This is a genomic window from Pseudomonas sp. 10C3 (assembly GCF_036346185.1).
Lineage (GTDB): Bacteria > Pseudomonadota > Gammaproteobacteria > Pseudomonadales > Pseudomonadaceae > Aquipseudomonas.
Genome location: NZ_JASJVE010000002.1, coordinates 236,253 through 261,157, shown reverse-complemented (window position 1 = coordinate 261,157; position 24,905 = coordinate 236,253). Strand labels below are relative to the sequence as shown.

The window sequence follows — 24,905 nt, the reverse complement described above, 5'->3', positions numbered from 1 at the left end:
TGCTCTGCCTCTGTCACGCATTGGTGAACCCCCGAATAGTGACGGATTATTGGCATGGCGAAGACCGAAGCAGTAAAAGACCCCGCAGCGAAAGGCAAACTCAAGCTCATTATCATTATCGTCGTGGCATTGTTGCTTGCGATCGGCTTGTCGGTTGGCGCCACTTGGTTCTTTTTGCACTCGTCCCAAAGTAAACCTGAGCCAGCCGTAGCGGCCAGCAACGTCAAGGCTCCTGCGATTTTCGAGCCTATGACACCGGCCTTTGTGGTCAATTTCAACCAGAACGGTCGTCAGCGTTATATGCAGGTCAGTATCACCCTGCTGGCACGTAATCAGGGTGATCTGGATGCGCTGAAAGTTCATATGCCGGTTATCCGCAACAACCTGGTCATGCTCTTCTCTGGGCAGACTTTCGACTCTTTGGCAACGCCAATCGGTCAGGAAATGCTGCGTCAGAAGGCCACCGCCAGCGTTCAGGAAGTGGCGCAGAAAGAGGTTGGCAAGGTGGTGGTTGAACAATTGCTTTTTACTAACTTCGTATTGCAGTAGGACCACGACATGGCCGTGCAAGACCTGCTGTCCCAGGATGAGATCGATGCCCTGTTGCACGGTGTCGACGATGGTCTGGTCCAGACCGAAAGCGTTGCCGAACCCGGCAGCGTCAAAAGTTATGACCTGACCAGTCAGGATCGCATCGTCCGAGGGCGGATGCCGACCCTGGAGATGATCAACGAGCGTTTCGCCCGGTATACCCGTATCAGTATGTTCAACATGTTGCGCCGTTCTGCGGATGTGGCGGTGGGCGGTGTGCAGGTCATGAAATTTGGTGAGTACGTGCACTCACTGTACGTACCGACCAGTCTCAATCTGGTCAAGATGAAGCCGTTGCGCGGCACTGCGTTGTTCATTCTGGACGCCAAGCTGGTGTTCAAGCTGGTGGACAACTTTTTCGGTGGTGACGGGCGGCACGCCAAGATCGAGGGTCGTGAGTTCACGCCAACCGAATTGCGCGTGGTGCGCATGGTGCTCGAGCAAGCATTCATCGATTTGAAAGAAGCCTGGCAGGCGATCATGGAAGTGAGCTTCGAGTACATCAACTCTGAAGTGAACCCGGCCATGGCCAACATCGTCGGCCCCAGCGAAGCGGTTGTAGTCTCGACGTTCCATATCGAGCTCGACGGCGGTGGCGGCGACCTGCACGTGACCATGCCTTACTCGATGATTGAGCCGGTACGCGAAATGCTCGATGCCGGTTTCCAGTCCGACCTGGATGACCAGGATGAGCGTTGGAGCAAAGCCTTGCGCGAGGACCTGCTGGATGTCGCTGTGCCACTGAGTGCCGTCGTCGCTCGCCGTCAATTGCGCCTGCGCGACATTCTGCACATGCAGCCGGGTGACGTGATTCCAGTGGAATTGCCTGAAGAGCTGATCATGCGTGCCAATGGCGTGCCGTCGTTCAAGGTCAAGCTGGGCTCCCACAAGGGGCATCTGGCGCTGCAAGTTATCGAACCAATTGAACGTCGCTGACCTTTGCCGTCAGCGTGAATAAATGTGATGTGTTAACGAATCAATGCCCGCCGAGGACAACTGATGGCTGATGAAAACGAAATAACGTCTGCTGAAGATCAGGCATTGGCCGATGAATGGGCAGCCGCGCTGGGTGAATCCGGCGATGCCAGCCAGGATGACATCGACGCTCTGCTTTCAGCCGATACCGGTAACTCCTCTGCCAGTCGCTTGCAAATGGAAGAGTTTGGCAGCGTGCCGAAGAACAATGCGGCCGTGACCCTGGAGGGTCCAAACCTGGATGTGATTCTGGATATTCCGGTATCGATTTCCATGGAAGTGGGCAGTACTGATATCAATATTCGCAACCTGTTACAGCTTAACCAGGGTTCGGTGATCGAACTCGACCGGTTGGCTGGAGAACCGCTGGACGTGCTGGTCAACGGCACGCTGATTGCTCACGGTGAAGTGGTTGTGGTCAACGAAAAGTTCGGCATTCGTCTGACTGACGTTATCAGCCCAAGTGAACGCATCAAGAAGTTGCGTTGAATGAATAGGCTCCTCGGTGTGATGCTCGTCTTGCCTTTAAGCGCGATGGCTGCGGAGCCTGCCGTGCAGGCTGCTGCGCCGCAAGTCAGCAGTGCGCTGGGCGGTGGGGTGGGCGGTCAATTGATGCAATTGGTATTGGGTCTGTTGCTGGTGATTGGCCTGATCTTCGGGTTGGCCTGGCTGCTACGCCGAGCGCAGGGTGCCGGTCCGCGCAACGGCCAACTCATCGAGCTGCTGGGTTCGCGCGCACTGGGTCCGCGAGACCGGCTGGTGCTGGTGCAAGTGGGTAGCGAGCAGATTTTGCTCGGGATTACGCCGGGACGCATCACGCCCTTGCATGTGCTCAAAGAGCCGCTACAAGTGCCCGCCGCTTCGCAGGCAACACCGGAGTTTGCCCAGCGTCTGATGGAGCTGCTGGGCAAGGATTATAAGGATAAGAAGTAATGGGTGCGTTGCGCATAATCTTGACGTTGCTGCTGGTGCTGGCGGCGCCCTTGGTATTCGCGGCTGATCCACTGTCGATACCTGCGATCACATTGTCCAGCGGTGCCAACGGTCAACAGGAATATTCGGTCAGCCTGCAGATCCTGTTGATCATGACGGCGCTGAGTTTCATCCCTGCATTCGTCATGCTGATGACCAGCTTCACCCGGATCATCATCGTTTTTTCGATTTTGCGTCAGGCCCTGGGTTTGCAGCAGACGCCGTCGAACCAGATACTCACCGGCATGGCGCTGTTCTTGACGATGTTCATTATGGCGCCCGTGTTTGACCGGGTGAACCAGGATGCATTGCAGCCCTATCTGAGTGAAAAACTTACCGCGCAGGACGCAGTGCTCAAGGCTGAGGTGCCCATCAAGGACTTTATGCTGGCGCAGACTCGACAGAGCGATCTGGATTTGTTCATGCGACTCTCCAAACGCACCGATATTTCCAGTCCTGATCAGGCGCCGCTGACGATCCTGGTTCCGGCATTCGTGACCTCGGAACTTAAAACCGCGTTCCAGATCGGGTTCATGATCTTCATCCCGTTCCTGATTATCGATCTGGTGGTTGCCAGTGTATTGATGGCGATGGGCATGATGATGCTGTCGCCGCTGATTATCTCTCTGCCGTTCAAGATCATGCTGTTTGTACTGGTGGACGGTTGGGCCCTGATCATCGGCACCCTGGCGAGCAGCTTTGGCGGGGTCTCGCCATGACTGGCGGGGAGCGTGCGCAATGACGCCTGAAGTCGCTGTCGACCTGTTTCGCGAGGCGTTATGGTTGACCACGATGATGGTCGCCATACTGGTGGTGCCCAGTCTGATCGTGGGGTTGTTGGTCGCCATGTTTCAGGCTGCGACGCAGATTAACGAGCAGACGTTGAGCTTTCTGCCCCGTCTATTGGTGATGCTGATCACCCTGATCGTCGTGGGGCCCTGGCTGGTTCGGGTGTTCATGGAGTACATCCTGTCGCTGTACGGCAGTATTCCGCAGTTGATCGGTTAGCAACGTGCCCTCCGTGCTTGCCCTGACTGACGCGCAGATCGGGACGTGGGTAGCGAGTTTCATGCTGCCGTTGTTCCGGGTCGCGGCGGTCCTGATGACCATGCCGATCTTTGGCACGACGCTGGTGCCAAAGCGTGTGCGTCTGTATTTCTCGGTGGCGATTACCGTCGTGATTGCCCCCGGTCTTCCGCCGATTCCCGAGGTCCATGCGCTGGATTTGAGCGCGCTACTGCTGATTGGTGAGCAGATCATCATCGGTGCAATGCTGGGCTTGTCCCTGCAATTGTTTTTTCAGGCGTTCGTTATCGCCGGGCAGATTGTTGCGACGCAAATGGGCATGAGCTTCGCGTCGATGGTTGACCCGACCAACGGTGTATCAGTGGCGGTGGTCGGGCAGTTTTTTACCATGCTGGTGACCTTGCTGTTTCTGTCCATGAATGGCCATTTGGTGGTCTTCGAAGTACTGGTGGAGAGCTTTACCACGTTGCCTGTCGGCAGTGGGCTGGATCTCACGCACATTTGGGAACTGGTTGGTCGTATGGGCTGGGTATTGGGCGCCGGCTTGCTGCTGGTCTTGCCGGCCGTTACTGCGTTGCTGGTGGTGAACGTTGCATTTGGGGTCATGACGCGTGCTGCGCCGCAGTTGAATATCTTCTCAATTGGCTTTCCGCTTACGTTGGTGCTGGGCATGGTGATTCTGTGGATCACTCTCGGCGATATTCTCAATCAGTATCAACCGCTGGCGGTGGAAGCCTTGCAGTTGCTACGCAGTCTGGTCAGGGCCCGCTGAGATGGCTGAGAACGAGAATGGCCAGGACAAAACAGAAGACCCCACGTCCAAACGGCTCAAGGAATCGCGTGACAAGGGTGAGACGGCCCGCTCCAAAGAACTGAATACACTGGTCATCATGATGGCGGGTGCAGGCGGATTGCTGGCGTTTGGTGGCCAGCTGGCGGAAATGATGCTCGGGTTGATGCGGGTCAATTTCACGCTTTCGCGTGAAGTGATCATGGATGACCATTATATGGGCCTGTATTTTCTCAACGCCGGCAAAGCGGCGCTGGTTGCCATCCAGCCGCTGATGCTGATCATGGTTCTGGCGGCGCTCATCGGCCCCATCTCGCTGGGAGGCTGGCTGTTTTCTACTGACACGATGGTGCCCAAGTTCAGTCGAATGAATCCGCTTTCCGGGATCAAGCGCATGTTTTCCGTTCAGGCATTGGTCGAGCTGGTCAAAGCGTTTGCCAAGTTTTTCATCATCCTGATGGTGGCGTTGGTGGTGCTGTCCAAGGACCGGGGGGATCTGGTCTCCATCGCCCATGAGCCATTGGAGTTGGCGATCGTCCACAGTGTGCAGGTGGTGGGCTGGAGTGCGTTATGGATGGCGTGTGGGTTGATCATTATCGCTGCGGTGGATGTACCGTTTCAGCTCTGGGAAAGCCATAAAAAGCTGTTGATGACGAAGCAGGAGGTGCGTGACGAGCACCGAGACAGTGATGGGCGGCCAGAGGTCAAACAGCGGATTCGTCAGTTGCAGCGTGAAATGTCCCAGCGACGAATGATGGCGAAGATCCCTGATGCCGACGTGATCATCACCAACCCGACGCACTTTGCCGTGGCGCTCAAATATGATCCAGAGCAAGGTGGGGCACCGATGTTGCTGGCCAAGGGCAGTGATTTTCTGGCGTTGAAGATTCGGGAAATCGGCGCCGAGCACAACATACTCCTCCTTGAATCACCGGCTTTGGCGCGTTCGATTTATTACTCCACCGATCTGGATCAGGAAATTCCTGCTGGCCTGTACCTCGCAGTAGCGCAGGTATTGGCATACGTCTATCAAATCCGCCAGCATCGCGCAGGCAAGGGCAAGCGCCCGGACCCATTGGGCGATATGCCTATCCCGGGCGATTTGCGACGTGATTCATGAGCCTGCGTACAAGTTTGCGCAACAAACCCATAGTTGGAAAGCTTCTTGCACTGACCTTGCTACGTCGCTTGATGGCGTCAAAAGTTTGATTTAGCAGGCAGGAAAAGAATTGGTGGATCGCTCTCAATTAATCAACGCTGCACGCAGCAACCTGCTGGGCCTGGGTCGTGGGCAGCTGGGTGTACCGTTGCTGCTGTTGGTCATGTTGGCAATGATGATGTTGCCGATGCCGCCATTCCTGCTCGATGTGTTTTTCACGTTCAACATCGCGCTGTCGATCGTCGTCCTGCTGGTTTGCGTGTACGCCCTGCGGCCACTGGACTTCTCTGTATTCCCCACCATTTTGCTGGTTGCCACGTTGTTGCGGCTGGCGCTGAACGTGGCGTCGACCCGGGTGGTCATGCTTCACGGTCAAGACGGTCACGCTGCCGCCGGTAAGGTGATCCAGGCCTTTGGTGAGGTGGTGATCGGCGGTAATTACGTGGTGGGTATCGTAGTTTTCGCGATTTTGATGATCATCAACTTTGTTGTTGTGACCAAGGGTGCCGGGCGGATTTCCGAAGTAAGTGCCCGCTTTACCCTCGACGCGATGCCCGGCAAGCAGATGGCTATCGACGCAGACCTCAACGCAGGCCTGATCGATCAGCCCCAGGCAAAACATCGTCGACTGGAAGTCGCCCAGGAAGCCGAGTTCTACGGTTCGATGGACGGCGCCAGTAAATTCGTGCGCGGCGATGCGATTGCCGGGCTGCTGATTTTGTTCATCAACCTGATTGGCGGCGTGGCTGTCGGTATTTTCCAGCACAACATGTCCTTTGCCGATGCCGGCAAGGTTTACGCGCTGTTGACCATTGGTGACGGTTTGGTGGCGCAATTGCCATCACTGCTGCTGTCCACCGCCGCGGCAATCATGGTGACCCGTGCGTCCGGCTCGGAAGAGATGGGCAAACAGATCAATCGGCAGATGTTCGCCTCGCCCAAGGCGCTGGCGGTGGCCGCGGGCTTGATGATAGTCATGGGGTTAGTGCCGGGCATGCCCCACTTGTCCTTTATCAGTCTGGGGCTGGTGGCCGCTGGAGTTGCTTATCTGCTTTGGAAAAAGCAGAGCATGGTCAAGGTCAATGCGTTGCAAGAGGTCCAGCGCCAGCAGGATCTCTTGCCTTCGCCAACGCGAGCTCAGGACTCGAAAGAACTGGGTTGGGATGATGTCACAGCCATCGACATGATCGGCCTGGAAGTAGGCTACCGCTTGATTCCGTTGGTGGATCGCAATCAAGGCGGTCAGCTCCTGGCACGGATCAAGGGCGTGCGTAAAAAGCTTTCCCAAGAGTTGGGCTTTTTGATGCCGACCGTGCATATCCGCGACAACCTTGATCTGGCGCCCAGCGCCTATCGTCTGACACTGATGGGCGTCACCCTGGCTGAGGCCGAGATTTACCCTGATCGCGAACTGGCGATCAATCCGGGTCAGGTCTTTGGTACGCTCAACGGGATCACCGCCAAGGACCCAGCGTTCGGTCTGGAGGCAGTGTGGATCGAAGTCAGCCTGCGCAGTCAGGCGCAATCGCTCGGTTACACCGTGGTGGATGCCAGCACAGTGGTGGCGACTCACCTCAATCAGATTCTGTACAAGCATTCTCATGAGCTGATTGGCCATGAAGAAGTGCAGCAATTGATGCAGTTATTGGCCAAAAGCTCGCCCAAACTGGCCGAAGAGCTGGTACCAGGTGTTCTTTCGCTCTCGGCATTGCTCAAGGTGTTGCAGGCGTTGCTGGCTGAACACGTCCCTGTCAGGGATATCCGCAGCATTGCCGAAGCCATCGCTAACGCTGCACCTCGGAGTCAAGATACTGCCGCGCTGGTCGCAGCGGTGCGCGTCGGACTGTGTCGCGCTATCGTCCAAAGCATTGTAGGGGCTGAGCCGGAGCTGCCTGTCATTACCCTTGAGCCAAGATTGGAACAAATATTGCTAAATAGTCTTCAGAAGGCTGGTCAGGGTCAGGAAGAGGGCGTTCTTCTCGAGCCGAGCATGGCTGAAAAGCTCCAGCGTTCGTTGATTGATGCTGCTCAGCGCCAGGAAATGCAGGGGCAGCCAGTGATTTTGTTAGTCGCAGGCCCGGTTCGCGCCATGCTGTCACGATTTGGACGGTTGGCTGTACCGAACATGCATGTTCTGGCGTATCAGGAAATTCCTGACAATAAGCAAGTCACAATCGTCGCGACTGTCGGGCCCAACGGCTGAGGTAGTGAGTCATGCAAGTTAAGCGTTTTTTCGCCGCCGACATGCGTCAAGCCATGAAATTGGTCCGTGATGAATTGGGCGCTGATGCCGCCATCATTGGCAACCGGCGGATTGCCGGTGGTGTAGAGCTGACTGCTGCCCTGGATTACAAACTTTCCGCGCTGGCACCGCGTGTGCCGAACATTGAACTCGAAGACGAACTGCGCAAAACCCAATCTCGCATCGTCTCTGCTCAGGCTGAACTCGGCACCCGTGGCGATAGCGATTCATCGATCAATCGCCAGCTTTATTCCGGCCTGCCGTTGACCGCTGGCGACTCGCACATTGAGCCGACCTTCAGCGAGCCGCCGCGTCCAGCCGCTCCGGCCACTGCCGTTGAGCCCGTCGCTGGGCAGCATGCTTATGAGTCCATGCGTTTTGAGTTGAACGGTCTGCGCGAACTGCTCGAAGTGCAACTCGGTTCGTTGGCCTGGAATCAACTGCAAGGCAGCCGTCCGCAGCAAGCCAACCTGTGGCGTCGCCTGCAACGCATTGGTCTGTCGGGTCCGTTGTCGCGGGACCTGTTGGCGATGATCACCGATATTGAAGAACCCCGTCAGGCGTGGCGCATGTTACTGGCCCACTTGGCGCGGATGATCGTGACGCCCGACGTCGAACCTCTGGAGGAGGGCGGCGTGATCGCCATGGTCGGTCCGGCAGGGATGGGCAAGACCACGACGCTGGCGAAACTGGCAGCACGGTATGTCTTGAAATATGGTCCACAAAATATTGCACTGGTGAGCATGGATAGCTATCGGATTGGCGCCCAGGAACAGCTGAAAACCCTGGGCCGTATTCTCAATGTGCCGGTCACTCATATCGACCCGGGCCAGTCGCTTGGTCAGGCGTTGGAGCCATTGGTACGCAAGCGCGTGGTCTTGATCGACACCGCCGGCCTGCAGGCAAGCGATCCAGCACTGCGCCTGCAACTGGAAAGCCTCGCAGGTCGTGGTATCAAGGCGCGTAATTATCTGGTGCTGGCAACAACCAGCCAGAAACAGGTTCTGACCGCGGCATACCACAGCTACAAACGTTGCGGTCTAGCCGGCTGCATTCTCACCAAACTGGATGAAACCGCCAGCTTGGGTGAAGTGTTAAGCCTGGCAATCAGTCATGAATTACCGGTGGCCTATCTGACGGATGGGCCACGGATACCGGATGATTTGCACTTGCCGCGCCGGCACCAATTGGTGAGTCGAGCGGTCAGTGTGCAAATGCAGGAAGAGCCGAGCGAGGAAGCTATGGCGGATATGTTCGCGGATCTTTATCACAGCCCGAACAAAAGGGTTGGGTAAAGCAAGACACTGGAATGTACCTACATCATGGTCTGCCTTGCTTTGTTCTCTCAACGAACTTGCAGTCAGTAATGTGGCCTCGGTCTAAGCAACACAAGGTAAAGAAATAACATGGGCAGCATGCATCCCGTACAGGTTATCGCGGTGACCGGTGGCAAAGGTGGCGTCGGCAAGACCAACGTGTCAGTGAACTTATCACTGGCTCTGGCTGAGCTCGGTCGGCGCGTCATGCTGCTGGATGCCGACCTGGGTCTGGCTAATGTCGATGTGTTACTCGGCTTGACCCCCAAACGCACCCTCGCCGACGTTATCGAAGGACGCTGCGAGCTTCGCGATGTGCTGCTTCAGGGGCCGGGCGGGATTCGTATCGTGCCGGCTGCGTCCGGCACCCAAAGCATGGTTCACCTGACGGCAGCACAACATGCCGGTCTGATCCAGGCCTTCAGCGACATCGGCGATAACCTCGATGTACTGGTGATCGACACGGCTGCGGGCATTGGTGAATCGGTCGTCAGCTTCGTGCGCGCGGCCCAGGAAGTATTGCTGGTGGTGTGTGATGAGCCGACCTCGATCACCGATGCTTACGCGCTGATCAAACTGCTCAACCGCGATTACGGGATGAACCGCTTCCGGGTGCTTGCCAACATGGCACAAAGCCCTCAGGAAGGCCGCAATCTGTTCGCCAAGTTGACCAAGGTCACTGACCGCTTCCTGGATGTCGCCCTACAATACGTCGGCGCCGTGCCTTATGACGAATGCGTACGTAAAGCCGTGCAGAAGCAGCGCGCCGTATATGAAGCGTTCCCGCGTTCCAAGTGCTCCCTGGCGTTCAAAGCTATCGCACAGAAAGTTGACACTTGGCCGTTGCCGGCCAACCCGCGCGGGCATCTGGAATTTTTCGTTGAGCGGCTCGTACATCCAGCGAGTGCAGGACCGGTGCTATGACAGCCAGCGGCTATCGCATGTACAGCAAGGTGTCAAAAGACTCCCAGTACGAGCTGATCGAGCGTTATGCGCCGCTGGTTAAACGCATTGCTTATCACCTGCTGGCGCGGTTGCCAGCCAGTGTGCAGGTCGAAGACCTGATCCAGGCTGGCATGATTGGTTTGTTGGAAGTCTCGACTAAATACGACGCCACCAAGGGTGCGAGTTTCGAGACCTATGCCGGGATTCGTATTCGTGGCGCCATGCTCGATGAGGTGCGCAAGGGTGATTGGGCCCCGCGTTCTGTGCATCGCAATACACGCATGGTCAGTGACGCAATTCGGGCAATTGAAGCTAAAACCGGTCGTGACGCTAAAGATCACGAGGTTGCGGCCGAACTCCAATTGAGTCTCGATGATTATTACGGGATTTTGAATGACACCTTGGGCAGTCGGCTATTCAGTTTCGACGATCTGTTGCAGGACGGCGAACATGAAGGGCTGCACGAGGATGGCGCAAGCGCTCACCTTGAGCCGTCGCGCGATCTGGAAGATGAACGCTTCCAGGCTGCGTTAGCAGATGCGATAGCCAATTTGCCAGAGCGCGAGCGACTGGTATTGGCGCTGTACTACGACGAGGAGCTGAACCTTAAGGAAATTGGTGAGGTATTGGGGGTCAGCGAGTCGCGGGTCAGCCAGTTACACAGCCAGTGCGCAGCTCGTTTGCGAGGGCGTTTGGGGGAATGGCGAGCGCGTTGACAGGCAGTGCGTGGCCCTTGGTGGTTTCGCGCTATCTGCAGGCTGGCTGTGCAAAGCGTTGCGTGCGAAGAAAATAGGACTAGGCAGGAGCCGGTCAGTCAGGGTCCTGTAAGACCTGCTGTGCCCGTTTCCCGACCTGTTGATTTACCAAGCTCGTCGTCGTTTTCGTGCAGCCGTTGTGTGCTGCGCCGGTTTTTGATTGAACAGCGTATTCAGGTGCTGAATGCGTTAAAGACTGCTTGGAGGTCGAATTGAACAAGAACATGAAAATCCTCATCGTTGATGACTTCTCAACGATGCGGCGGATCATAAAAAACCTGTTGCGTGACTTGGGGTTTACCAATACGGCTGAGGCGGATGACGGGGTTACCGCGCTGCCGATGCTGCAAAGCGGGAGCTTCGATTTTTTGGTGACTGACTGGAACATGCCTGGCATGTCCGGCATCGATCTGTTACGCCATGTGCGTGCAGATGAACGCCTCAAGCATCTACCGGTGTTGATGGTAACGGCTGAAGCCAAGCGTGATCAGATCATCGAAGCTGCTCAGGCCGGTGTGAACGGTTACGTGGTCAAGCCCTTCACGGCTCAAGTGCTGAAAGAAAAGATCGAAAAGATCTTCGAGCGCGTCAATAGCTGATGTTTGCCGCGAGGGCTCTATGGAGCACACAGATTCGTCATCGGGCGACTTTGAGTCGACCCTGAAAAAACACGCACACGAGTTGGTCGATAGCCTTGAAAAGGGCCGGTTCGGCGACGCTGCGCAACTGATCAATGAGCTTAATAAGGCCCGCGACAGCGGCCTGTATCAGGAAGTCGGCAAACTTACTCGCGAACTGCACAGTGCCATCGTCAATTTTCAGATTGACCCGAACACGCCGCAAGCCGAGGAAGTCTCGCAGATCAATGATGCTACCGAGCGGCTGTCCTATGTGGTCAGGCTGACCGAGGCAGCGGCCAACCGCACGATGGATCTGGTGGAGCTCAGTACACCGCTGGTGGGTGGGCTTGGCACTGAGGCTGCTGCTTTGAGTGTCGATTGGGGACGCTTCATGCGTCGCGAAATCGGCGCCGAAGAATTTCGTGAGCTGGCTCGGCGTGTCGATGGTTTTTTGACGCGCAGCGAAAAGGAAACCCGGGAAGTGTCGGGCCACCTCAACGATATTTTGCTGGCTCAGGATTATCAGGACCTTACCGGTCAGGTCATCAAGCGCGTGACCCAGTTGGTCACGGAAGTCGAAAGCAACCTGCTCAAACTGGTACTGATGGCCAGTCAGGTCGATCGTTTTGCCGGGATCGAACATGACCATCAATCGATACGCGTAGAAAAAGAACAAGAAAAACATCTGTCTCAGGGTGAAGGTCCGCAGATTCATGCCGATAAGCGTGATGACGTTGTGTCCGGACAGGATGATGTTGACGATCTGCTATCCAGCCTGGGCTTCTAGGTCGGTTGATGGTTAATTTTAGGGAGCACCCCAATGAGCTTCGGCGCCGATGAAGAAATCCTTCAGGATTTTCTGGTAGAGGCCGGCGAGATTCTCGAGCTATTGTCCGAGCAGCTGGTCGAGCTGGAAAGCCGACCTGATGATGCGGACTTGCTTAATGCAATTTTTCGCGGTTTTCACACTGTAAAAGGGGGCGCCGGCTTCCTCCAGCTCCATGAGCTGGTGGAGTGCTGCCACATCGCCGAGAACGTCTTCGACATCCTGCGCAAGGGTGAGCGTCGCGTCGACTCGGAGTTGATGGACGTGGTCCTTGAAGCATTGGATGCGGTCAACGGTATGTTCACTGAAGTGCGTGAGCGCACTACCGTGACCCCGGCCACGCCCGAATTGCTGGCTGCATTAGCACGTTTGGCAGCGCCAGCGTCTGCCGATGAGATCGCTGCGGCAGCGCCCGCCAGCGTCGAAGAGCCTCCTGCTGAGGCCGCAGGCGACATCACCGATAACGAATTCGAGCAGTTGCTCGATTCGCTCAACGCCGTCAAGGCGCAAGCGGCCGCTTCAGCTGCGGCCCCCGCAGCAGTAGTTGCGATGCCTGCTATTGACCCCAATGCCAGCGACGAGATCAGTGATGCTGAATTTGAATCGCTGCTCGATCAGTTGCACGGGAAAGGCCAGTTCGCCGCCGATGCCGTGCCTGTTCAGGCTGCGCCTGTGGCGACCGCGTCAGCGAGCAATGAGATCACCGACGACGAGTTCGAAGCACTGCTCGATCAGTTGCACGGAAAAGGCTCGTTCGTAGCCGATGCTCTGGAGTCTGGGGTACTGGCTCCAGTGGCCGTCGCCAAGGCGCCTGTCAGTGCTGCGGGCGGCGATCAAATCTCCGATCACGAATTCGAAGCGTTGCTTGATGAGCTGCATGGCAAAGGCAAGTTTGAGCCTGAAGCCGTTGTGGCAGCTGTTGCCCCTGCACCTGTCGTAGCTAAAGCCGCAGTGGTGAAGGCGCCTGCGCCGGCCAAGGCTGTTGCTGCAGCCCCGGCTCCGGCCAAAGCGCCCGTACCGGAGAAGCACGCGGCGTCTGAAGCTGAAACCACGGTGCGGGTCGACACCGCACGCCTCGACGAAATCATGAACATGGTCGGCGAGTTGGTGTTGGTGCGGAACCGCCTGGTTCGTCTGGGTCTCAACAGTGGCGACGAAGCCATGTCCAAGGCGGTGTCGAACCTTGACGTGGTCACGGCTGATCTGCAGACCGCGGTGATGAAAACCCGCATGCAGCCGATCAAGAAAGTCTTTGGCCGCTTCCCACGACTGGTTCGCGACCTTGCACGCCAGCTGAAGAAAGAGATCAATCTGGAGCTGGTCGGCGAAGAAACCGACCTGGACAAGAACCTGGTCGAGGCCTTGGCCGACCCGCTGGTCCACTTGGTGCGCAACGCTGTCGACCACGGCATCGAAACCCCGGAAGAACGCGAAGCATCCGGGAAAGCCCGATGCGGTCGGGTAATTCTGGCGGCTGAGCAGGAGGGTGACCATATCCTGTTGTCGATTTCCGATGACGGCAAGGGCATGGACGCCAACGTGTTACGTGCCATCGCCGTGAAACGCGGGGTGATGGACAAGGACGCTGCGGATCGCTTGAGCGAAACCGATTGCTACAACCTGATCTTCGCGCCGGGCTTCTCGACCAAAACCGAGATTTCCGACGTATCTGGGCGCGGCGTGGGCATGGACGTGGTGAAAACCAAAATTGCCCAACTCAATGGCTCGATCAATATTTACTCGACCAAGGGCCAGGGTTCGAAGATCGTCATCAAGGTGCCGTTGACCCTGGCGATCATGCCGACCCTGATGGTGATGCTTGGCAATCAGGCTTTTGCCTTCCCGCTGGTCAACGTAAACGAGATTTTCCACCTCGACCTGTCGCGGACCAACGTTGTCGACGGCCAGGAAGTGGTCATCGTGCGCGACAAGGCTTTGCCTCTGTTCTATCTCAAGCGTTGGCTGGTGGCCAAGGCCGCTCACGAGGAGCAGCACGAAGGTCATGTGGTGATCCTGTCGGTCGGCACCCAGCGTATCGGTTTTGTCGTCGATCAGTTGGTGGGTCAGGAGGAAGTCGTCATCAAGCCGCTGGGCAAAATGCTGCAGGGAACACCGGGTATGTCAGGCGCCACCATTACCGGTGACGGTCGAATTGCCTTGATTCTCGATGTACCAAGCATGCTCAAGCGTTACGCTGCACGGCGTATTTGATTCTGGGGCTGCGGGCCGCTTTTGGTGCCCGCAGCACCTAACGGAGTGTTTATGGCAGTCAAGGTCCTGGTGGTGGATGATTCAGGTTTCTTCCGCCGCCGCGTCTCGGAAATTCTTTCTGCGGACCCGAATATCCAGATAGTCGGCACGGCGACTAACGGCAAAGAAGCCATCGAGCAAGCGCTGGCGCTGAAACCCGATGTGATTACCATGGATTACGAGATGCCAATGATGGATGGCATCACAGCAGTGCGTCACATCATGCAGCGCATTCCGACACCGGTCTTGATGTTCTCCTCGCTGACCCATGAAGGCGCCCGGGTTACGCTGGATGCGCTGGATGCGGGTGCGGTCGATTTCTTGCCCAAAAACTTCGAAGACATCTCGCGCAACCCCGAAAAGGTCAAACAGCTGCTGTGCGAAAAAATTCACACTATTTCGCGCAGCAACCGTCGTTTCACTGGCTACAGCACTCCGACTCCGGCGCCGCAGGTGGCTGTGTCATCGGGCGCAACTTCCAGTAGCGCTTTGAGTGTCGGGTCGACGACTCCCCGCGCTGTACCCGTACGCTCGCCGACAAACGCTTCCTCGGCGCACGTGCCAGCGCATGCGTCGCCTGCTCCAAAGCGCAAAGCCTACAAGCTGGTGGCAATCGGTACATCAACGGGTGGCCCGGTGGCATTGCAGCGCGTGTTAACGCAACTGCCCGCCAGCTTCCCTGCACCTATCGTCCTGATTCAGCACATGCCGGCAGCGTTTACCAAGGCGTTCGCCGAGCGTCTGGACAAGCTGTGTCAGATCAGTGTCAAAGAAGCCGAAGACGGTGATATTTTGCGTCCGGGTCTGGCATTGCTGGCCCCTGGCGGCAAGCAAATGATGATCGATGGTCGCGGCGCGGTGAAGATCCTGCCCGGTGACGAGCGCTTGAATTACAAACCCTGTGTGGATATTACCTTCGGTTCTGCGGCCAAATCCTACGGTGACAAGGTGTTGGCGGTGGTACTCACCGGTATGGGGGCCGATGGTCGCGAGGGTGCTCGCCTGCTCAAGCAGGGTGGTAGCCATATCTGGGCGCAGGATGAGGCAAGCTGTGTGATTTACGGCATGCCTATGGCGATCGTCAAAGCCGACCTGGCGGATGCGGTGTACAGCCTGGACGAGATTGGCAAGCATTTGGTCGAGGCCTGTCTCTGATGGATGTGCTGAGCCTGATTGGGATCATCCTGGCGTTTGTCGCCATTATTGGCGGCAATTTCCTGGAGGGCGGACACCTGAGCGCCTTGCTCAATGGTCCGGCAGCCTTGATCGTACTGGGTGGAACTCTGGCGGCTTCGCTGCTGCAGTCTCCCATGAGTTCTTTTATGCGAGCCCTGCAGATTGTTGGCTGGATTCTGTTCCCGCCACGCATCGATCTGTCGGGTGGGATTGACCGTGTCGTCAACTGGAGCCTGATTGCACGCAAGGAAGGGCTGCTCGGGCTTGAAGCCATCGCCGACGGGGAACCCGATACCTATTCGCGCAAAGGCTTGCAGTTGTTGGTCGACGGTGCTGAACCCGAAGCGATTCGGAGCATTCTGGAAGTGGACTTCATGACCCAGGAAGCACGCGATACTCAGGCGGCCAAGGTTTTCGAGAGCATGGGTGGCTACGCGCCGACCATCGGCATCATCGGCGCGGTTATGGGCTTGATTCATGTGATGGGCAACCTCGCCGAGCCAAGTCAGTTGGGCAGCGGGATTGCCGTGGCATTCGTCGCGACTATCTACGGGGTGGCTTCAGCCAACCTGATTTTGCTGCCGATCGCGAGCAAGCTCAAAGCGATTGCCCTGCGTCAGTCGCGTTATCGCGAAATGTTGCTCGAAGGCATTTTGTCTATCGCCGAGGGCGAGAACCCGCGCTCAATCGAATTGAAACTGCAAGGTTTCATGGAGTGATGCAATAGTCATGGCCCGCCGTCGCCGTCCCGAAGAGCATGAAAATCACGAACGTTGGCTGGTGTCTTACGCGGACTTCATCACCTTGTTGTTTGCTTTTTTTGTGGTGATGTATTCGATTTCATCGCTCAACGAGGGTAAGTACAAAGTTCTGTCGGAGGCCTTGAATGGTGTATTCAGCGATGCCGAGCGCAGTCTCAAACCGATTCCTATCGGTAACGAGCGCCCCCTGACGGTCAGACCGGCGGAACCATTGATTCGGGACAGCGAGGAGGTCGATGCGGGTTTGTCGCCAAGCTCGATTGACCCGCTGCAGGCGATTTCGAACGATGTGCGCAGTGGCTTTGGCGATTTGATCAAGTCCAATCAGTTGACGGTTCGCGGCAATGAACTGTGGATTGAGATCGAGCTCAACTCCAGTCTGTTGTTCGGTAGCGGCGATGCCATGCCCAGTGACATGGCATTCAATATCATAGAGAAGGTCGCGAAGATTTTGCATCCCTTCGACAACCCGGTGCACGTTGAAGGTTTCACCGATGACCAGCCGATCCGCACGGCGCAGTACCCGACCAACTGGGAGTTGTCGTCGGCGCGGGCGGCAAGCATCGTGCGCATGCTGGCGATGGATGGGGTTAACCCGGCTCGCATGGCATCGGTGGGTTACGGCGAGTTTCAGCCGGTGGCTTCAAATACCACGGCCGAGGGGCGCGCCCATAACCGGCGCGTGGTGCTGGTGATTTCGCGCAATCTCGAGGTACGCCGCAGTCTTACTGGCTCCGGCACTGCCAATGCAAAACCGGATGCCGCGTTGAAGCGTGCTGGCACACAAACTGCACCGACCCACCGTACGCAGCCGGTAAGTGGGAACGCCGTCAATTCCCCGTCACCCGCCTTATAGTCAATTCTCGGTATGGCAAGCGTCATGTCGGGAGGAAAAGCACAATGAGAGTCTGGGCAGTAGCCAATCAAAAAGGTGGCGTCGGTAAGACCACCTCTTCCATCGCTTTAGCTGGCTTGCTGGCAGAGGCGGGCAAGCGCGTGGTCGTTGTCGATCTCGACCCTCATGGTTCCATGACCAGTTACTTCGGGCACAACCCCGACACGCTGGAGCACAGCGCTTATGACCTGTTTCTGCACAAGGGTGTCGTGCCCGATGGTCTGCCCGGTCAGTTGCTGTTGCCGACCAGCGATGAGCGCATTTCCCTGCTGCCATCGAGTACAGCGCTGGCGGTGCTGGAGCGTCAGTCGCCGGGGCAAAGTGGCCTGGGGCTGGTGATTGCAAAAAGTCTGGCGCAGCTTTGGCAGGATTTTGATTACGCCATCATCGACAGTCCACCGTTACTCGGCGTGTTGATGGTCAATGCTTTGGCGGCCAGTCAGCAGTTAGTCATTCCAGTGCAAACCGAATTTCTGGCGGTCAAGGGCCTTGAACGCATGGTCAGCACGCTGGCGATGATCAATCGTTCGCGCAAACAGGCGCTGCCTTACACCATTGTTCCAACCTTGTTCGACCGCCGCACGCAGGCGTCCATGAGTACCTTGAGGGTGCTGCGCGACAACTACCCGGAAAACATCTGGAAGGCGTACGTGCCAGTGGACACCCGTTTGCGCGATGCCAGCCGGGCCGGGCTGACGCCCTCGCAGTTCGACAACAAAAGTCGTGGCGTGGTGGCCTATCGGGCGCTGCTCAAAGACCTGCTTTCCCAGCAACTTGTTGCTCAGGTCGCTTGAGGTGTTGGTGCGTGACTCTCGGACACATTCAAGTCGGGCGCCAGCGCAGCCGATAACAATAAACAGTGAATGTTATTTCTACGGTACTTGTTTATGGGCACCCTTATGAGCCGCCCTGTCGATATAGCAACACGGCCACAATTGGCGCTGCAGTCTTATCTGGATGCCTTGCTGCAGGAAGCGACTGAAGAGCTGACGCTCAGCTCCAGTTTTGACGAATTCCAGGCGGCGGTACTTGAAGAGCAGGCGCGCGATGCAGTAGTTCGCGTGGCGCTCAATTCGCCAGTGGTTGCGGTTGCCACGCCTGCGCCGGTTGCCGTTATCGCTGATGTTGCACTGCCGGAACCTGTTTTAGAGGCGGTTGAGACTCCGGTTGTGACCTTGGTTGAGCCTGTGGTCGAGGTGCATCTTGCGGCCGGTCATCGCACGCCGCCGCCATCGTCTGCTGACGGTAGGCCGGCATGGGCTGCCGAGCCGTTCGAATGCCTGTTATTCGATGTCGCCGGGCTGACCCTGGCCGTGCCGTTGGTGTGTCTGGGCTCGATTTATTCGCTGGAAGGGCAGGAGTTGACGCCGCTGTTCGGTCAGCCGAACTGGTTTCTTGGCATTCTGCCCAGCCAGAGCGGGAACCTGAAGGTGCTCGATACCGCACGCTGGGTCATGCCGGACCGTTACCGCGACGATTTACGTCAGGGCCTGCAATACGTTATCTCGGTTCAAGGCTATGAGTGGGGGCTGGCGGTGCATCAGGTCAGCCGCTCGTTACGCCTGGACCCGAACGAAATCAAATGGCGCACCCACCGAGGCCAGCGTCCCTGGCTGGCGGGCACAGTGATCGAGCATATGTGCGCGCTGTTGGATGTTTCCGAATTGGCCGAGCTGATAGCCAGTGGCGCGGTCAAGCAAATGCACACCATCAAATAATCATAGGGCGGTGCAAAGCACCGTCTGCACAGCACACACTTGAGGGGTTAGGGTATGAATAGGTCGTCAGCACAGGGTTCCGAAGATCCTATCCTGCAGTGGGTTACCTTCCGTCTGGACAACGAGTCTTACGGCATCAACGTGATGCAGGTTCAGGAAGTGCTGCGCTACACCGAAATCGCCCCTGTGCCAGGCGCGCCAAGCTATGTGCTGGGGATCATTAACCTGCGCGGCAACGTTGTGACTGTGATCGACACCCGTCAGCGTTTCGGCCTGGCTCCGGTAGAAGTCAGCGACAACACCCGCGTCGTGATCATCGAAGCCGACAAGCAAGTGGTCGGGATTCTGGTCGATAGCGTGGCTGAAGTGGTTTATCTGCGTCAGTCCGAAGTCGAAACTGCGCCGAACGTAGGCAATGATGAGTCAGCCAAGTTCATTCAGGGCGTGTGTAACAAAAACGGTGAATTACTGATCCTCGTCGAGCTGGACAAGATGATGTCCGAAGAAGAGTGGTCGGATCTGGAGAACATCTGATTGATCTTAGAGGCTGCTGTCATTTTTCTGGGCCTTCTCTGGGCATTGTCACTGGTGCTGTTCCTTGCGTACAGCAAGCGCCAGCGGCTATTGGTTGCGCAGCAGGCCGAGGATGACGTGTTGCGCGATCAGCGGGTCAAGGAGTTGGCCAGGCGCCTGGATGACTACCAGAGCGGCACCATTCGCATGGGTGAAGACCTGCACGAACTGCGCGCGGTGGTTGGGCCCTTGCCTGACAAATTGATTCAGCTCGAACAGCGCGACCCCTCCAGCCTGTCGTTTGCCCAGGCAGCACGACTGGTCGGCATGGGTGCGAGTGCCGATGAACTGACCCAGTCTTGCGGTCTGACTCAGGCAGAAGCTCGGCTGATGAGCAAAATGCACCAGTCGCCTGGGCGTAGATTGGGCATGGAAGAGTCCGACAACTAAACCGTGCTGCGTCGTTTTCAGGCGGTCGGCGTTATATCTCTTTCCATAGGCGGTGCATCTGGATCCTGCCCTTCGGGGAATTTGCCTTTGAGGTGCCAGGCGAACGCGATGATTTCGGCGATGGTGCGGTACAGGGCCTCGGGAATGCTGTCACCCAGTTCCATGCGAGCCAGCAATTTGACTAGCTCGGCATTCTCATAGATAGGCACGTCATATTCCCGGGCGATGGTCAGGATAGCCTCGGCCAACTGGTCATTGCCTTTGGCGGTAAGCGTAGGCGCGTGTTGCCCGTCGTAGCTGAGGGCGATTGCCTGGCGCGGGGTATGTTCGGATTGAGTCATCAGGCGGTCTCGTCGATCCAGCGTTGTTCCAGGGCGGTGCGCGGCCCTTGTGGTGGTGTGCCGTGACGGCAGGCCAGTTCGCCAACAGTCAGACCAGATGCGATCAAGCGGTCGCGCAGGTGGTCCAGTTCCTGGGTAATCAGGTTCGCGCTTTCAGCGCGTTCGGCCCACAACTGACTGGACAAGCTGCCTCTGATCAATTGCGCCTGGACCTGCAATGGTCCCAGTGGCTCAAGATCAAACGCCAGTTCAACTCGCCACAGTTTTTCCTTGGCAGGCTTGACCGTATTGTCATCCTTGTCGGCTGGCTGGTCCTTGTCCGGCGTTTCCTCGCGCTGCAATTTGACCTGCAATGGCACGATGTCCTGCAGGTTGCGCATCGGTATTTCCAACTGCCATGTGGTCAATTGAGTTCCGTCGGCGGTCGTGCGGGTCTGTTCCAGGCCTGACAGTTGATGGCTTTGCAGGCGCGACACTGCTGCGGCGGCAAGTTTAAGCAGGGTCTCCAGGTCTTCGCCATGTTCGCCATTCATAGTGCGCGAGGGCAGAGGGAAGCTACTGGGTTGCGCGCGAGGACTGACCAGGCCTAACGTTCCCAAGGCGCTGCGGATCATGCTGGGCATGACGCGGGCCAGGGTGTTTGCGGCTGCGGCTGCGTCATAATTGCTGTTGCCGGGCAGGCCGGGAAGAATTTGCGCGATCAGGCGCATCAGGTTGGCCTTCAAGTCCGGGGCTGCGGCGGGGTTCTGACCACTGAGTAATTTGGCTTCAAGGAACAGTCCGCTGCCGTTCAGCGCCTGTGCGAGCGTTTTTGGGTCTGCGAGTTGACGGATATCCGGCAGGTCGTCCAACAGGGTCTCGATGCTGGCGCGCAGGTTGGGTGGCAGATCGCCGTCTTGCTGGACGGTCTGCAGCGCTTTGATCAGCCCGTCCAGTGAACCCTGGCGGCTTTGCTGAACGCTCAGTTGTTGCGCAACCGCCAACTGGTCGAGCCGACCACTCAGCGGCACGAAGTTCAGCGCCTGCGCTCCCTGGACTTGCGCACTGAGCAGGCTGCCGACGGTCAACGGCTTTGGGCTGTCCACGGTCAGGCTGGCACCGGCCAGCAGGGTGTTGAGCAGGCTGATCACGTTCCGGTACAACGCCGGTTGACCCGCGCTTTGCGCGAGCGCCTGGCTGCTCATTACGGTGCCCTGTAACAACGTACCCACCGGTAATTGTTTGGTGTCGATACTCGTCAGGGTGGCGACGGCGGCGCTCAATCTTTGCTGCACAGTGATTGCCAGACTGCTCGGCGTTGGCTGGGTGACGATCAGGTTGGCGCCGGCGGGTAGAGGTCGCTGGCTGATGGCTTCTACCAATGCCTGGCGGCCACCGTCCAGCGTCAGCCGCATTAGCACTTGAAACGCCTGATCGACCGGTTTCAGGTTCACGACTTCGGCCTTGACTGACTCGCCAGCGGCCACCAAACCGTCCACAGGTTGTATCAATTTGAGAATTTCATTCGGTGTAACGCCCGCTTTCACCAGAGCGGCGGTCGGGGCAAGCGGTGCAAGGCTGCTGATGTCGCCTGTCATGGGTTACAACCTGTCGAAATTGCCCTCTTGGTATCAGGACATGACATGTATAATGCCGCCCCGTCTACGGTGGCGCGCATAAGAACGTCTGCGATCCACGGTTTCAGGCTGGATGTTCATTTAATCGTCATCAGTATAACGGCTGCTGTTTAGCCGACTTGAACCGCTCAGCTCTTGATCAAAAGAAAAGGTCAGCCATGCCCAGCCCTCTTCTAGAAGCCGTGGCGCTTGCTTGCGAGCGTGACTGGCGGATGCTCTTCGAGAATCTCGAATTGCGTCTTGCCGCCGGTGACATGCTGCAAATCAGTGGCCCGAACGGCAGCGGCAAGACCAGTCTGCTGCGGTTGTTGGCCGGGTTGATGCAGCCCACCTCAGGTGAAGTCCGGCTCAACGGCCAACCTCTGGCGCAGCAACGAACCGAGCTGGCACGCAATCTGCTCTGGATAGGTCATGCCGCAGGCATCAAGGACCTGTTGACCCCGGAAGAGAACCTGACCTGGCTCTGTGCCTTGCACCGCCCTGTCGAGCGCGATGCGATCATGCAGGCGCTGGAGTCAGTTGGCCTGCGCGGCTTTGAGGATGTGCCGTGTCACACCTTATCGGCCGGACAGCAGCGACGAGTGGCATTGGCGCGTCTGTATCTGGCAGGGCCGCCTTTGTGGATTCTGGATGAGCCCTTTACAGCTCTAGACAAGCAAGGTGTGGCCCAACTTGAAGAACATTTGACCAAACATTGCGAGCAAGGTGGCATGGTAGTTCTGACCACCCATCACACGCTGACCCGGATTCCTGCCGGCTATCGGGACCTTGATCTGGGGCATTGGGCTGTATGAGTCACGTTTTTACCCTGTTGGTCGCCCGTGAAGCGCGTCTATTATTTCGTCGCCCGGCGGAATTAGCCAACCCGCTGGTGTTTTTTGCAATTGTGATCGCCATGTTTCCGCTGGCCGTCGGCCCGGAGACTCAATTGTTGCAAACCTTGTCACCGGGATTGGTCTGGGTGGCGGCGTTATTGTCAGTCCTGCTCTCGCTTGACGGGCTGTTTCGCAGTGATTTTGAAGACGGTTCTCTGGAGCAGTGGGTCCTTTCGTCGCACCCCCTGGCTCTTCTAGTTCTGGCCAAGGTACTGGCACACTGGGCGTTTTCCGGGTTGGCGCTGGTATTGTTGGCACCGTTGCTGGCGCTGATGTTGGGTTTGCCCGGTGAATGTGTCCCTGTGTTGCTGATTTCGCTGCTGCTGGGCACACCGGTATTGAGCCTGCTGGGTGCGGTGGGCGCGGCGTTGACGGTAGGCTTGAAACGCGGTGGACTGTTGTTGGCGTTGTTGATTTTACCCCTGTACATCCCGGTATTGATCCTTGGCAGTGGCGCGTTGCAAGCGAGCCTGCAAGGGATGCCGGCAACGGGTTATCTGCTCTGGCTTGGCAGCCTGACCGCCTTGGCAGTGACCCTGACACCTTTTGCAATAGCGGCTGGGCTGAAGATCAGCGTCGGCGAATAATTGAGGTTCTGATCACGCCCGCATACGACGGCTGGCGATCAGTAAAGACCCTGGATGCACCGTGATGAAAGGCAACGTGATGAAAGCGAGCATCAGTTGGGCCTGGTTCCACAAACTGGGCTCACCTAAATGGTTTTATGGCATCAGCGGGCGAATGCTGCCTTGGCTGAGCATCGCCGCCGTATTACTGATCGGCATCGGCCTGGTGTGGGGGTTGGCCTTTGCGCCGCCCGATTATCAGCAGGGCAATAGCTTTCGCATCATCTATATCCACGTCCCGGCAGCCATGCTCGCTCAGTCTTGCTACGTAATGCTCGCGGTCTGTGGTGTGGTCGGGCTCGTCTGGAAGATGAAAATTGCCGATGTCGCGCTGCAATGCGCCGCGCCCATTGGCGCCTGGATGACCGCCGTGGCACTGGTCACCGGCGCTATTTGGGGTAAACCGACATGGGGTTCGTGGTGGGTCTGGGATGCGCGACTAACGTCGATGTTAATCCTGCTGTTTCTGTACTTCGGTCTTATTGCATTGGGCCAGGCAATCAGTAACCGTGACAGCTCGGCCAAGGCCTGTGCGGTACTGGCGATTGTGGGCGTGATCAACATCCCGATCATCAAGTATTCGGTGGAGTGGTGGAACACTCTGCATCAGGGCGCGACCTTCAGCCTCACCGAGAAACCTGCGATGCCGGCCGAGATGTGGCTGCCGTTGCTGTTCATGGTGTTGGGTTTCTACTGTTTCTTTGGCGCGGTGCTGTTGCTGCGTATGCGCCTTGAAGTGCTCAAGCGCGAAGCGCGCAGCAGTTGGGTCAAGGCCGAAGTTCTGAAAAGCCTCGGTCAAGTCCCGGTCAAAGGAGCCCCGCTGTGAGTTTTGCCTCCTTCAGTGATTTTCTCGCCATGGGTCACCATGGTTTATATGTGTGGTCGGCCTATGGCATCAGCCTGTTGGTCATGGCCCTCAACGTGGCGTGGCCGGTGCTGGCGCGTCGGCGTTACCTGCAACAAGAGGCGCGACGTTTGCGCTGGGAGAATAAGAAGTGAATCCGCTGCGTAAAAAACGTCTGTTGATCATCGTCGCGATTCTGGCGGGGGTCGGCATTGCCGCGACCCTGGCTTTGAACGCGTTGCAGCAGAACATCAACTTGTTCTACACCCCGAGTCAGATCGCTAATGGCGAAGCGCCGCATGACACGCGCATTCGCGCAGGTGGCATGGTCGAGAAAGGATCGTTGCAACGCTCCGGCGATTCACTGGACGTCAGGTTCATCGTCACCGACTTCAACAAGTCGGTGACCATCACGTATCGCGGCATTCTTCCGGACTTGTTCCGTGAAGGGCAGGGTATCGTCGCGCTGGGGAAAATCAACGCCGATGGCGTGGTTGTCGCCGATGAAGTACTCGCCAAACACGATGAAAAATACATGCCGCCGGAAGTGACCAAAGCGCTGAAAGACAGCGGCCAGTCGGCGCCCATGACGTCCACCACACCATCCAAACAGGGCTGAAACC

The 24,905-nt window shown here is 57.3% G+C and carries 29 protein-coding genes; 27 read left to right on the top strand and 2 right to left on the bottom strand.

Features of this window, described 5'->3' with window-relative positions; all coding sequences use genetic code 11:
• Positions 1-54: 54 nt before the first annotated feature.
• From fliL to QN399_RS02920, 22 genes are all read left to right on the top strand, one after another.
• On the top strand, positions 55-549 hold the full coding sequence (fliL, locus tag QN399_RS03025) for a flagellar basal body-associated protein FliL (RefSeq protein ID WP_219060448.1): 495 nt from the start codon (positions 55-57) through the stop codon (positions 547-549).
• A gap of 9 nt (positions 550-558) precedes the next feature.
• Positions 559-1,527, top strand: coding sequence for a flagellar motor switch protein FliM (gene fliM, locus QN399_RS03020; RefSeq protein ID WP_322180006.1), 969 nt, complete (start codon positions 559-561; stop codon positions 1,525-1,527).
• A 63-nt stretch (positions 1,528-1,590) separates the two neighbouring features.
• A complete protein-coding gene (fliN, locus tag QN399_RS03015; RefSeq protein WP_322180004.1) occupies positions 1,591-2,055 on the top strand; it encodes a flagellar motor switch protein FliN in 465 nt (154 codons plus the stop codon).
• Positions 2,056-2,499 (top strand): flagellar biosynthetic protein FliO, encoded by a 444-nt coding sequence (fliO, locus tag QN399_RS03010; protein ID WP_322180002.1) that lies wholly within the window; start codon positions 2,056-2,058, stop codon positions 2,497-2,499.
• Entirely contained in the window at positions 2,499-3,257 is a 759-nt protein-coding gene (fliP, locus tag QN399_RS03005; protein WP_322180000.1) for a flagellar type III secretion system pore protein FliP, read from the top strand. Before fliO ends, fliP begins: the two co-directional genes overlap by 1 nt.
• 19 nt (positions 3,258-3,276) lie before the next feature.
• Positions 3,277-3,546 (top strand): flagellar biosynthesis protein FliQ, encoded by a 270-nt coding sequence (gene fliQ / locus QN399_RS03000; RefSeq protein ID WP_219060453.1) that lies wholly within the window; start codon positions 3,277-3,279, stop codon positions 3,544-3,546.
• Positions 3,547-3,607: 61 nt separating this feature from the next.
• Positions 3,608-4,336: a flagellar biosynthetic protein FliR gene (gene fliR / locus QN399_RS02995; protein WP_322182750.1), complete on the top strand. Its 729-nt coding sequence runs from the start codon at positions 3,608-3,610 to the stop codon at positions 4,334-4,336.
• 1 nt (position 4,337) lies between these two features.
• Positions 4,338-5,474: a flagellar biosynthesis protein FlhB gene (gene flhB / locus QN399_RS02990; protein ID WP_322179998.1), complete on the top strand. Its 1,137-nt coding sequence runs from the start codon at positions 4,338-4,340 to the stop codon at positions 5,472-5,474.
• A gap of 112 nt (positions 5,475-5,586) precedes the next feature.
• Positions 5,587-7,716, top strand: a complete 2,130-nt coding sequence (gene flhA / locus QN399_RS02985) for a flagellar biosynthesis protein FlhA (protein ID WP_322179996.1) — start codon at positions 5,587-5,589, stop codon at positions 7,714-7,716.
• A gap of 11 nt (positions 7,717-7,727) precedes the next feature.
• Positions 7,728-9,050: a flagellar biosynthesis protein FlhF gene (gene flhF / locus QN399_RS02980; protein WP_322179994.1), complete on the top strand. Its 1,323-nt coding sequence runs from the start codon at positions 7,728-7,730 to the stop codon at positions 9,048-9,050.
• A 111-nt stretch (positions 9,051-9,161) separates the two neighbouring features.
• The gene (fleN, locus tag QN399_RS02975) at positions 9,162-9,995 is read left to right on the top strand and encodes a flagellar synthesis regulator FleN (protein ID WP_322179992.1); all 834 of its coding nucleotides are present in this window, start codon (positions 9,162-9,164) and stop codon (positions 9,993-9,995) included.
• Positions 9,992-10,732, top strand: coding sequence for an RNA polymerase sigma factor FliA (gene fliA / locus QN399_RS02970; RefSeq protein ID WP_322179990.1), 741 nt, complete (start codon positions 9,992-9,994; stop codon positions 10,730-10,732). Before fleN ends, fliA begins: the two co-directional genes overlap by 4 nt.
• Before the next feature lie 263 nt (positions 10,733-10,995).
• The gene (locus QN399_RS02965) at positions 10,996-11,370 is read left to right on the top strand and encodes a chemotaxis response regulator CheY (protein WP_322179988.1); all 375 of its coding nucleotides are present in this window, start codon (positions 10,996-10,998) and stop codon (positions 11,368-11,370) included.
• Between the two features lie 19 nt (positions 11,371-11,389).
• Entirely contained in the window at positions 11,390-12,178 is a 789-nt protein-coding gene (locus tag QN399_RS02960; protein ID WP_322179986.1) for a protein phosphatase CheZ, read from the top strand.
• Between the two features lie 33 nt (positions 12,179-12,211).
• On the top strand, positions 12,212-14,428 hold the full coding sequence (locus tag QN399_RS02955) for a chemotaxis protein CheA (protein ID WP_322215491.1): 2,217 nt from the start codon (positions 12,212-12,214) through the stop codon (positions 14,426-14,428).
• A 51-nt stretch (positions 14,429-14,479) separates the two neighbouring features.
• Positions 14,480-15,622, top strand: a complete 1,143-nt coding sequence (locus QN399_RS02950; RefSeq protein WP_322179982.1) for a chemotaxis response regulator protein-glutamate methylesterase — start codon at positions 14,480-14,482, stop codon at positions 15,620-15,622.
• Positions 15,622-16,362 (top strand): flagellar motor protein, encoded by a 741-nt coding sequence (locus tag QN399_RS02945; RefSeq protein WP_322179980.1) that lies wholly within the window; start codon positions 15,622-15,624, stop codon positions 16,360-16,362. Before QN399_RS02950 ends, QN399_RS02945 begins: the two co-directional genes overlap by 1 nt.
• A gap of 10 nt (positions 16,363-16,372) precedes the next feature.
• Complete coding sequence (motD, locus tag QN399_RS02940; protein ID WP_322179978.1) at positions 16,373-17,260, top strand: flagellar motor protein MotD; 888 nt, start codon at positions 16,373-16,375, stop codon at positions 17,258-17,260.
• Between the two features lie 44 nt (positions 17,261-17,304).
• The gene (locus QN399_RS02935) at positions 17,305-18,093 is read left to right on the top strand and encodes a ParA family protein (protein ID WP_219060466.1); all 789 of its coding nucleotides are present in this window, start codon (positions 17,305-17,307) and stop codon (positions 18,091-18,093) included.
• 105 nt (positions 18,094-18,198) lie between these two features.
• On the top strand, positions 18,199-19,017 hold the full coding sequence (locus tag QN399_RS02930) for a CheW domain-containing protein (protein ID WP_330200534.1): 819 nt from the start codon (positions 18,199-18,201) through the stop codon (positions 19,015-19,017).
• Between the two features lie 54 nt (positions 19,018-19,071).
• Positions 19,072-19,551, top strand: coding sequence for a chemotaxis protein CheW (locus QN399_RS02925; RefSeq protein ID WP_322179973.1), 480 nt, complete (start codon positions 19,072-19,074; stop codon positions 19,549-19,551).
• Positions 19,552-19,980 (top strand): DUF2802 domain-containing protein, encoded by a 429-nt coding sequence (locus QN399_RS02920; RefSeq protein WP_322179971.1) that lies wholly within the window; start codon positions 19,552-19,554, stop codon positions 19,978-19,980. It abuts the gene before it with no gap.
• Between the two features lie 17 nt (positions 19,981-19,997).
• Here the strand turns inward: QN399_RS02920 and QN399_RS02915 are convergent, their stop codons facing one another.
• The gene (locus tag QN399_RS02915; RefSeq protein WP_322215497.1) at positions 19,998-20,321 is read right to left on the bottom strand and encodes an EscU/YscU/HrcU family type III secretion system export apparatus switch protein; all 324 of its coding nucleotides are present in this window, start codon (positions 20,319-20,321) and stop codon (positions 19,998-20,000) included.
• Positions 20,321-21,898, bottom strand: a complete 1,578-nt coding sequence (locus tag QN399_RS02910; RefSeq protein WP_330200533.1) for a flagellar hook-length control protein FliK — start codon at positions 21,896-21,898, stop codon at positions 20,321-20,323. Before QN399_RS02910 ends, QN399_RS02915 begins: the two co-directional genes overlap by 1 nt.
• 197 nt (positions 21,899-22,095) lie before the next feature.
• On the opposite strand from QN399_RS02910, the gene ccmA reads away from it, so the two are divergent.
• The 5 genes from ccmA to ccmE all read left to right on the top strand — a co-directional run bounded on the left by ccmA (position 22,096) and on the right by ccmE (position 24,901).
• Positions 22,096-22,731 carry a cytochrome c biogenesis heme-transporting ATPase CcmA gene (gene ccmA, locus QN399_RS02905; RefSeq protein ID WP_322179965.1) on the top strand — a complete coding sequence of 212 codons (636 nt, stop codon included), beginning with the start codon at positions 22,096-22,098 and terminating at the stop codon, positions 22,729-22,731.
• The gene (ccmB, locus tag QN399_RS02900) at positions 22,728-23,399 is read left to right on the top strand and encodes a heme exporter protein CcmB (protein ID WP_219060472.1); all 672 of its coding nucleotides are present in this window, start codon (positions 22,728-22,730) and stop codon (positions 23,397-23,399) included. Before ccmA ends, ccmB begins: the two co-directional genes overlap by 4 nt.
• 79 nt (positions 23,400-23,478) lie before the next feature.
• Positions 23,479-24,264 (top strand): heme ABC transporter permease, encoded by a 786-nt coding sequence (locus QN399_RS02895; RefSeq protein WP_322182748.1) that lies wholly within the window; start codon positions 23,479-23,481, stop codon positions 24,262-24,264.
• Positions 24,261-24,437 carry a heme exporter protein CcmD gene (ccmD, locus tag QN399_RS02890; protein ID WP_322179963.1) on the top strand — a complete coding sequence of 59 codons (177 nt, stop codon included), beginning with the start codon at positions 24,261-24,263 and terminating at the stop codon, positions 24,435-24,437. Before QN399_RS02895 ends, ccmD begins: the two co-directional genes overlap by 4 nt.
• Complete coding sequence (ccmE, locus tag QN399_RS02885) at positions 24,434-24,901, top strand: cytochrome c maturation protein CcmE (protein ID WP_330200532.1); 468 nt, start codon at positions 24,434-24,436, stop codon at positions 24,899-24,901. Before ccmD ends, ccmE begins: the two co-directional genes overlap by 4 nt.
• The last annotated feature ends 4 nt before the right edge of the window (positions 24,902-24,905 follow it).

What these genes read in the sequence shown, in the direction of transcription:
- fliL (WP_219060448.1), top strand. Translation starts at nt 55, where the DNA reads ATGGCGAAGACCGAAGCAGTAAAAGACCCCGCAGCGAAAGGCAAACTC.
- fliM (WP_322180006.1), top strand. Translation starts at nt 559, where the DNA reads ATGGCCGTGCAAGACCTGCTGTCCCAGGATGAGATCGATGCCCTGTTG.
- fliN (WP_322180004.1), top strand. Translation starts at nt 1,591, where the DNA reads ATGGCTGATGAAAACGAAATAACGTCTGCTGAAGATCAGGCATTGGCC.
- fliO (WP_322180002.1), top strand. Translation starts at nt 2,056, where the DNA reads ATGAATAGGCTCCTCGGTGTGATGCTCGTCTTGCCTTTAAGCGCGATG.
- fliP (WP_322180000.1), top strand. Translation starts at nt 2,499, where the DNA reads ATGGGTGCGTTGCGCATAATCTTGACGTTGCTGCTGGTGCTGGCGGCG.
- fliQ (WP_219060453.1), top strand. Translation starts at nt 3,277, where the DNA reads ATGACGCCTGAAGTCGCTGTCGACCTGTTTCGCGAGGCGTTATGGTTG.
- fliR (WP_322182750.1), top strand. Translation starts at nt 3,608, where the DNA reads ATGCTGCCGTTGTTCCGGGTCGCGGCGGTCCTGATGACCATGCCGATC.
- flhB (WP_322179998.1), top strand. Translation starts at nt 4,338, where the DNA reads ATGGCTGAGAACGAGAATGGCCAGGACAAAACAGAAGACCCCACGTCC.
- flhF (WP_322179994.1), top strand. Translation starts at nt 7,728, where the DNA reads ATGCAAGTTAAGCGTTTTTTCGCCGCCGACATGCGTCAAGCCATGAAA.
- fleN (WP_322179992.1), top strand. Translation starts at nt 9,162, where the DNA reads ATGGGCAGCATGCATCCCGTACAGGTTATCGCGGTGACCGGTGGCAAA.
- fliA (WP_322179990.1), top strand. Translation starts at nt 9,992, where the DNA reads ATGACAGCCAGCGGCTATCGCATGTACAGCAAGGTGTCAAAAGACTCC.
- QN399_RS02965 (WP_322179988.1), top strand. Translation starts at nt 10,996, where the DNA reads ATGAAAATCCTCATCGTTGATGACTTCTCAACGATGCGGCGGATCATA.
- QN399_RS02960 (WP_322179986.1), top strand. Translation starts at nt 11,390, where the DNA reads ATGGAGCACACAGATTCGTCATCGGGCGACTTTGAGTCGACCCTGAAA.
- QN399_RS02955 (WP_322215491.1), top strand. Translation starts at nt 12,212, where the DNA reads ATGAGCTTCGGCGCCGATGAAGAAATCCTTCAGGATTTTCTGGTAGAG.
- QN399_RS02950 (WP_322179982.1), top strand. Translation starts at nt 14,480, where the DNA reads ATGGCAGTCAAGGTCCTGGTGGTGGATGATTCAGGTTTCTTCCGCCGC.
- QN399_RS02945 (WP_322179980.1), top strand. Translation starts at nt 15,622, where the DNA reads ATGGATGTGCTGAGCCTGATTGGGATCATCCTGGCGTTTGTCGCCATT.
- motD (WP_322179978.1), top strand. Translation starts at nt 16,373, where the DNA reads ATGGCCCGCCGTCGCCGTCCCGAAGAGCATGAAAATCACGAACGTTGG.
- QN399_RS02935 (WP_219060466.1), top strand. Translation starts at nt 17,305, where the DNA reads ATGAGAGTCTGGGCAGTAGCCAATCAAAAAGGTGGCGTCGGTAAGACC.
- QN399_RS02930 (WP_330200534.1), top strand. Translation starts at nt 18,199, where the DNA reads ATGAGCCGCCCTGTCGATATAGCAACACGGCCACAATTGGCGCTGCAG.
- QN399_RS02925 (WP_322179973.1), top strand. Translation starts at nt 19,072, where the DNA reads ATGAATAGGTCGTCAGCACAGGGTTCCGAAGATCCTATCCTGCAGTGG.
- QN399_RS02915 (WP_322215497.1), bottom strand. Translation starts at nt 20,321, where the DNA reads ATGACTCAATCCGAACATACCCCGCGCCAGGCAATCGCCCTCAGCTAC.
- QN399_RS02910 (WP_330200533.1), bottom strand. Translation starts at nt 21,898, where the DNA reads ATGACAGGCGACATCAGCAGCCTTGCACCGCTTGCCCCGACCGCCGCT.
- ccmA (WP_322179965.1), top strand. Translation starts at nt 22,096, where the DNA reads ATGCCCAGCCCTCTTCTAGAAGCCGTGGCGCTTGCTTGCGAGCGTGAC.
- ccmB (WP_219060472.1), top strand. Translation starts at nt 22,728, where the DNA reads ATGAGTCACGTTTTTACCCTGTTGGTCGCCCGTGAAGCGCGTCTATTA.
- QN399_RS02895 (WP_322182748.1), top strand. Translation starts at nt 23,479, where the DNA reads ATGAAAGCGAGCATCAGTTGGGCCTGGTTCCACAAACTGGGCTCACCT.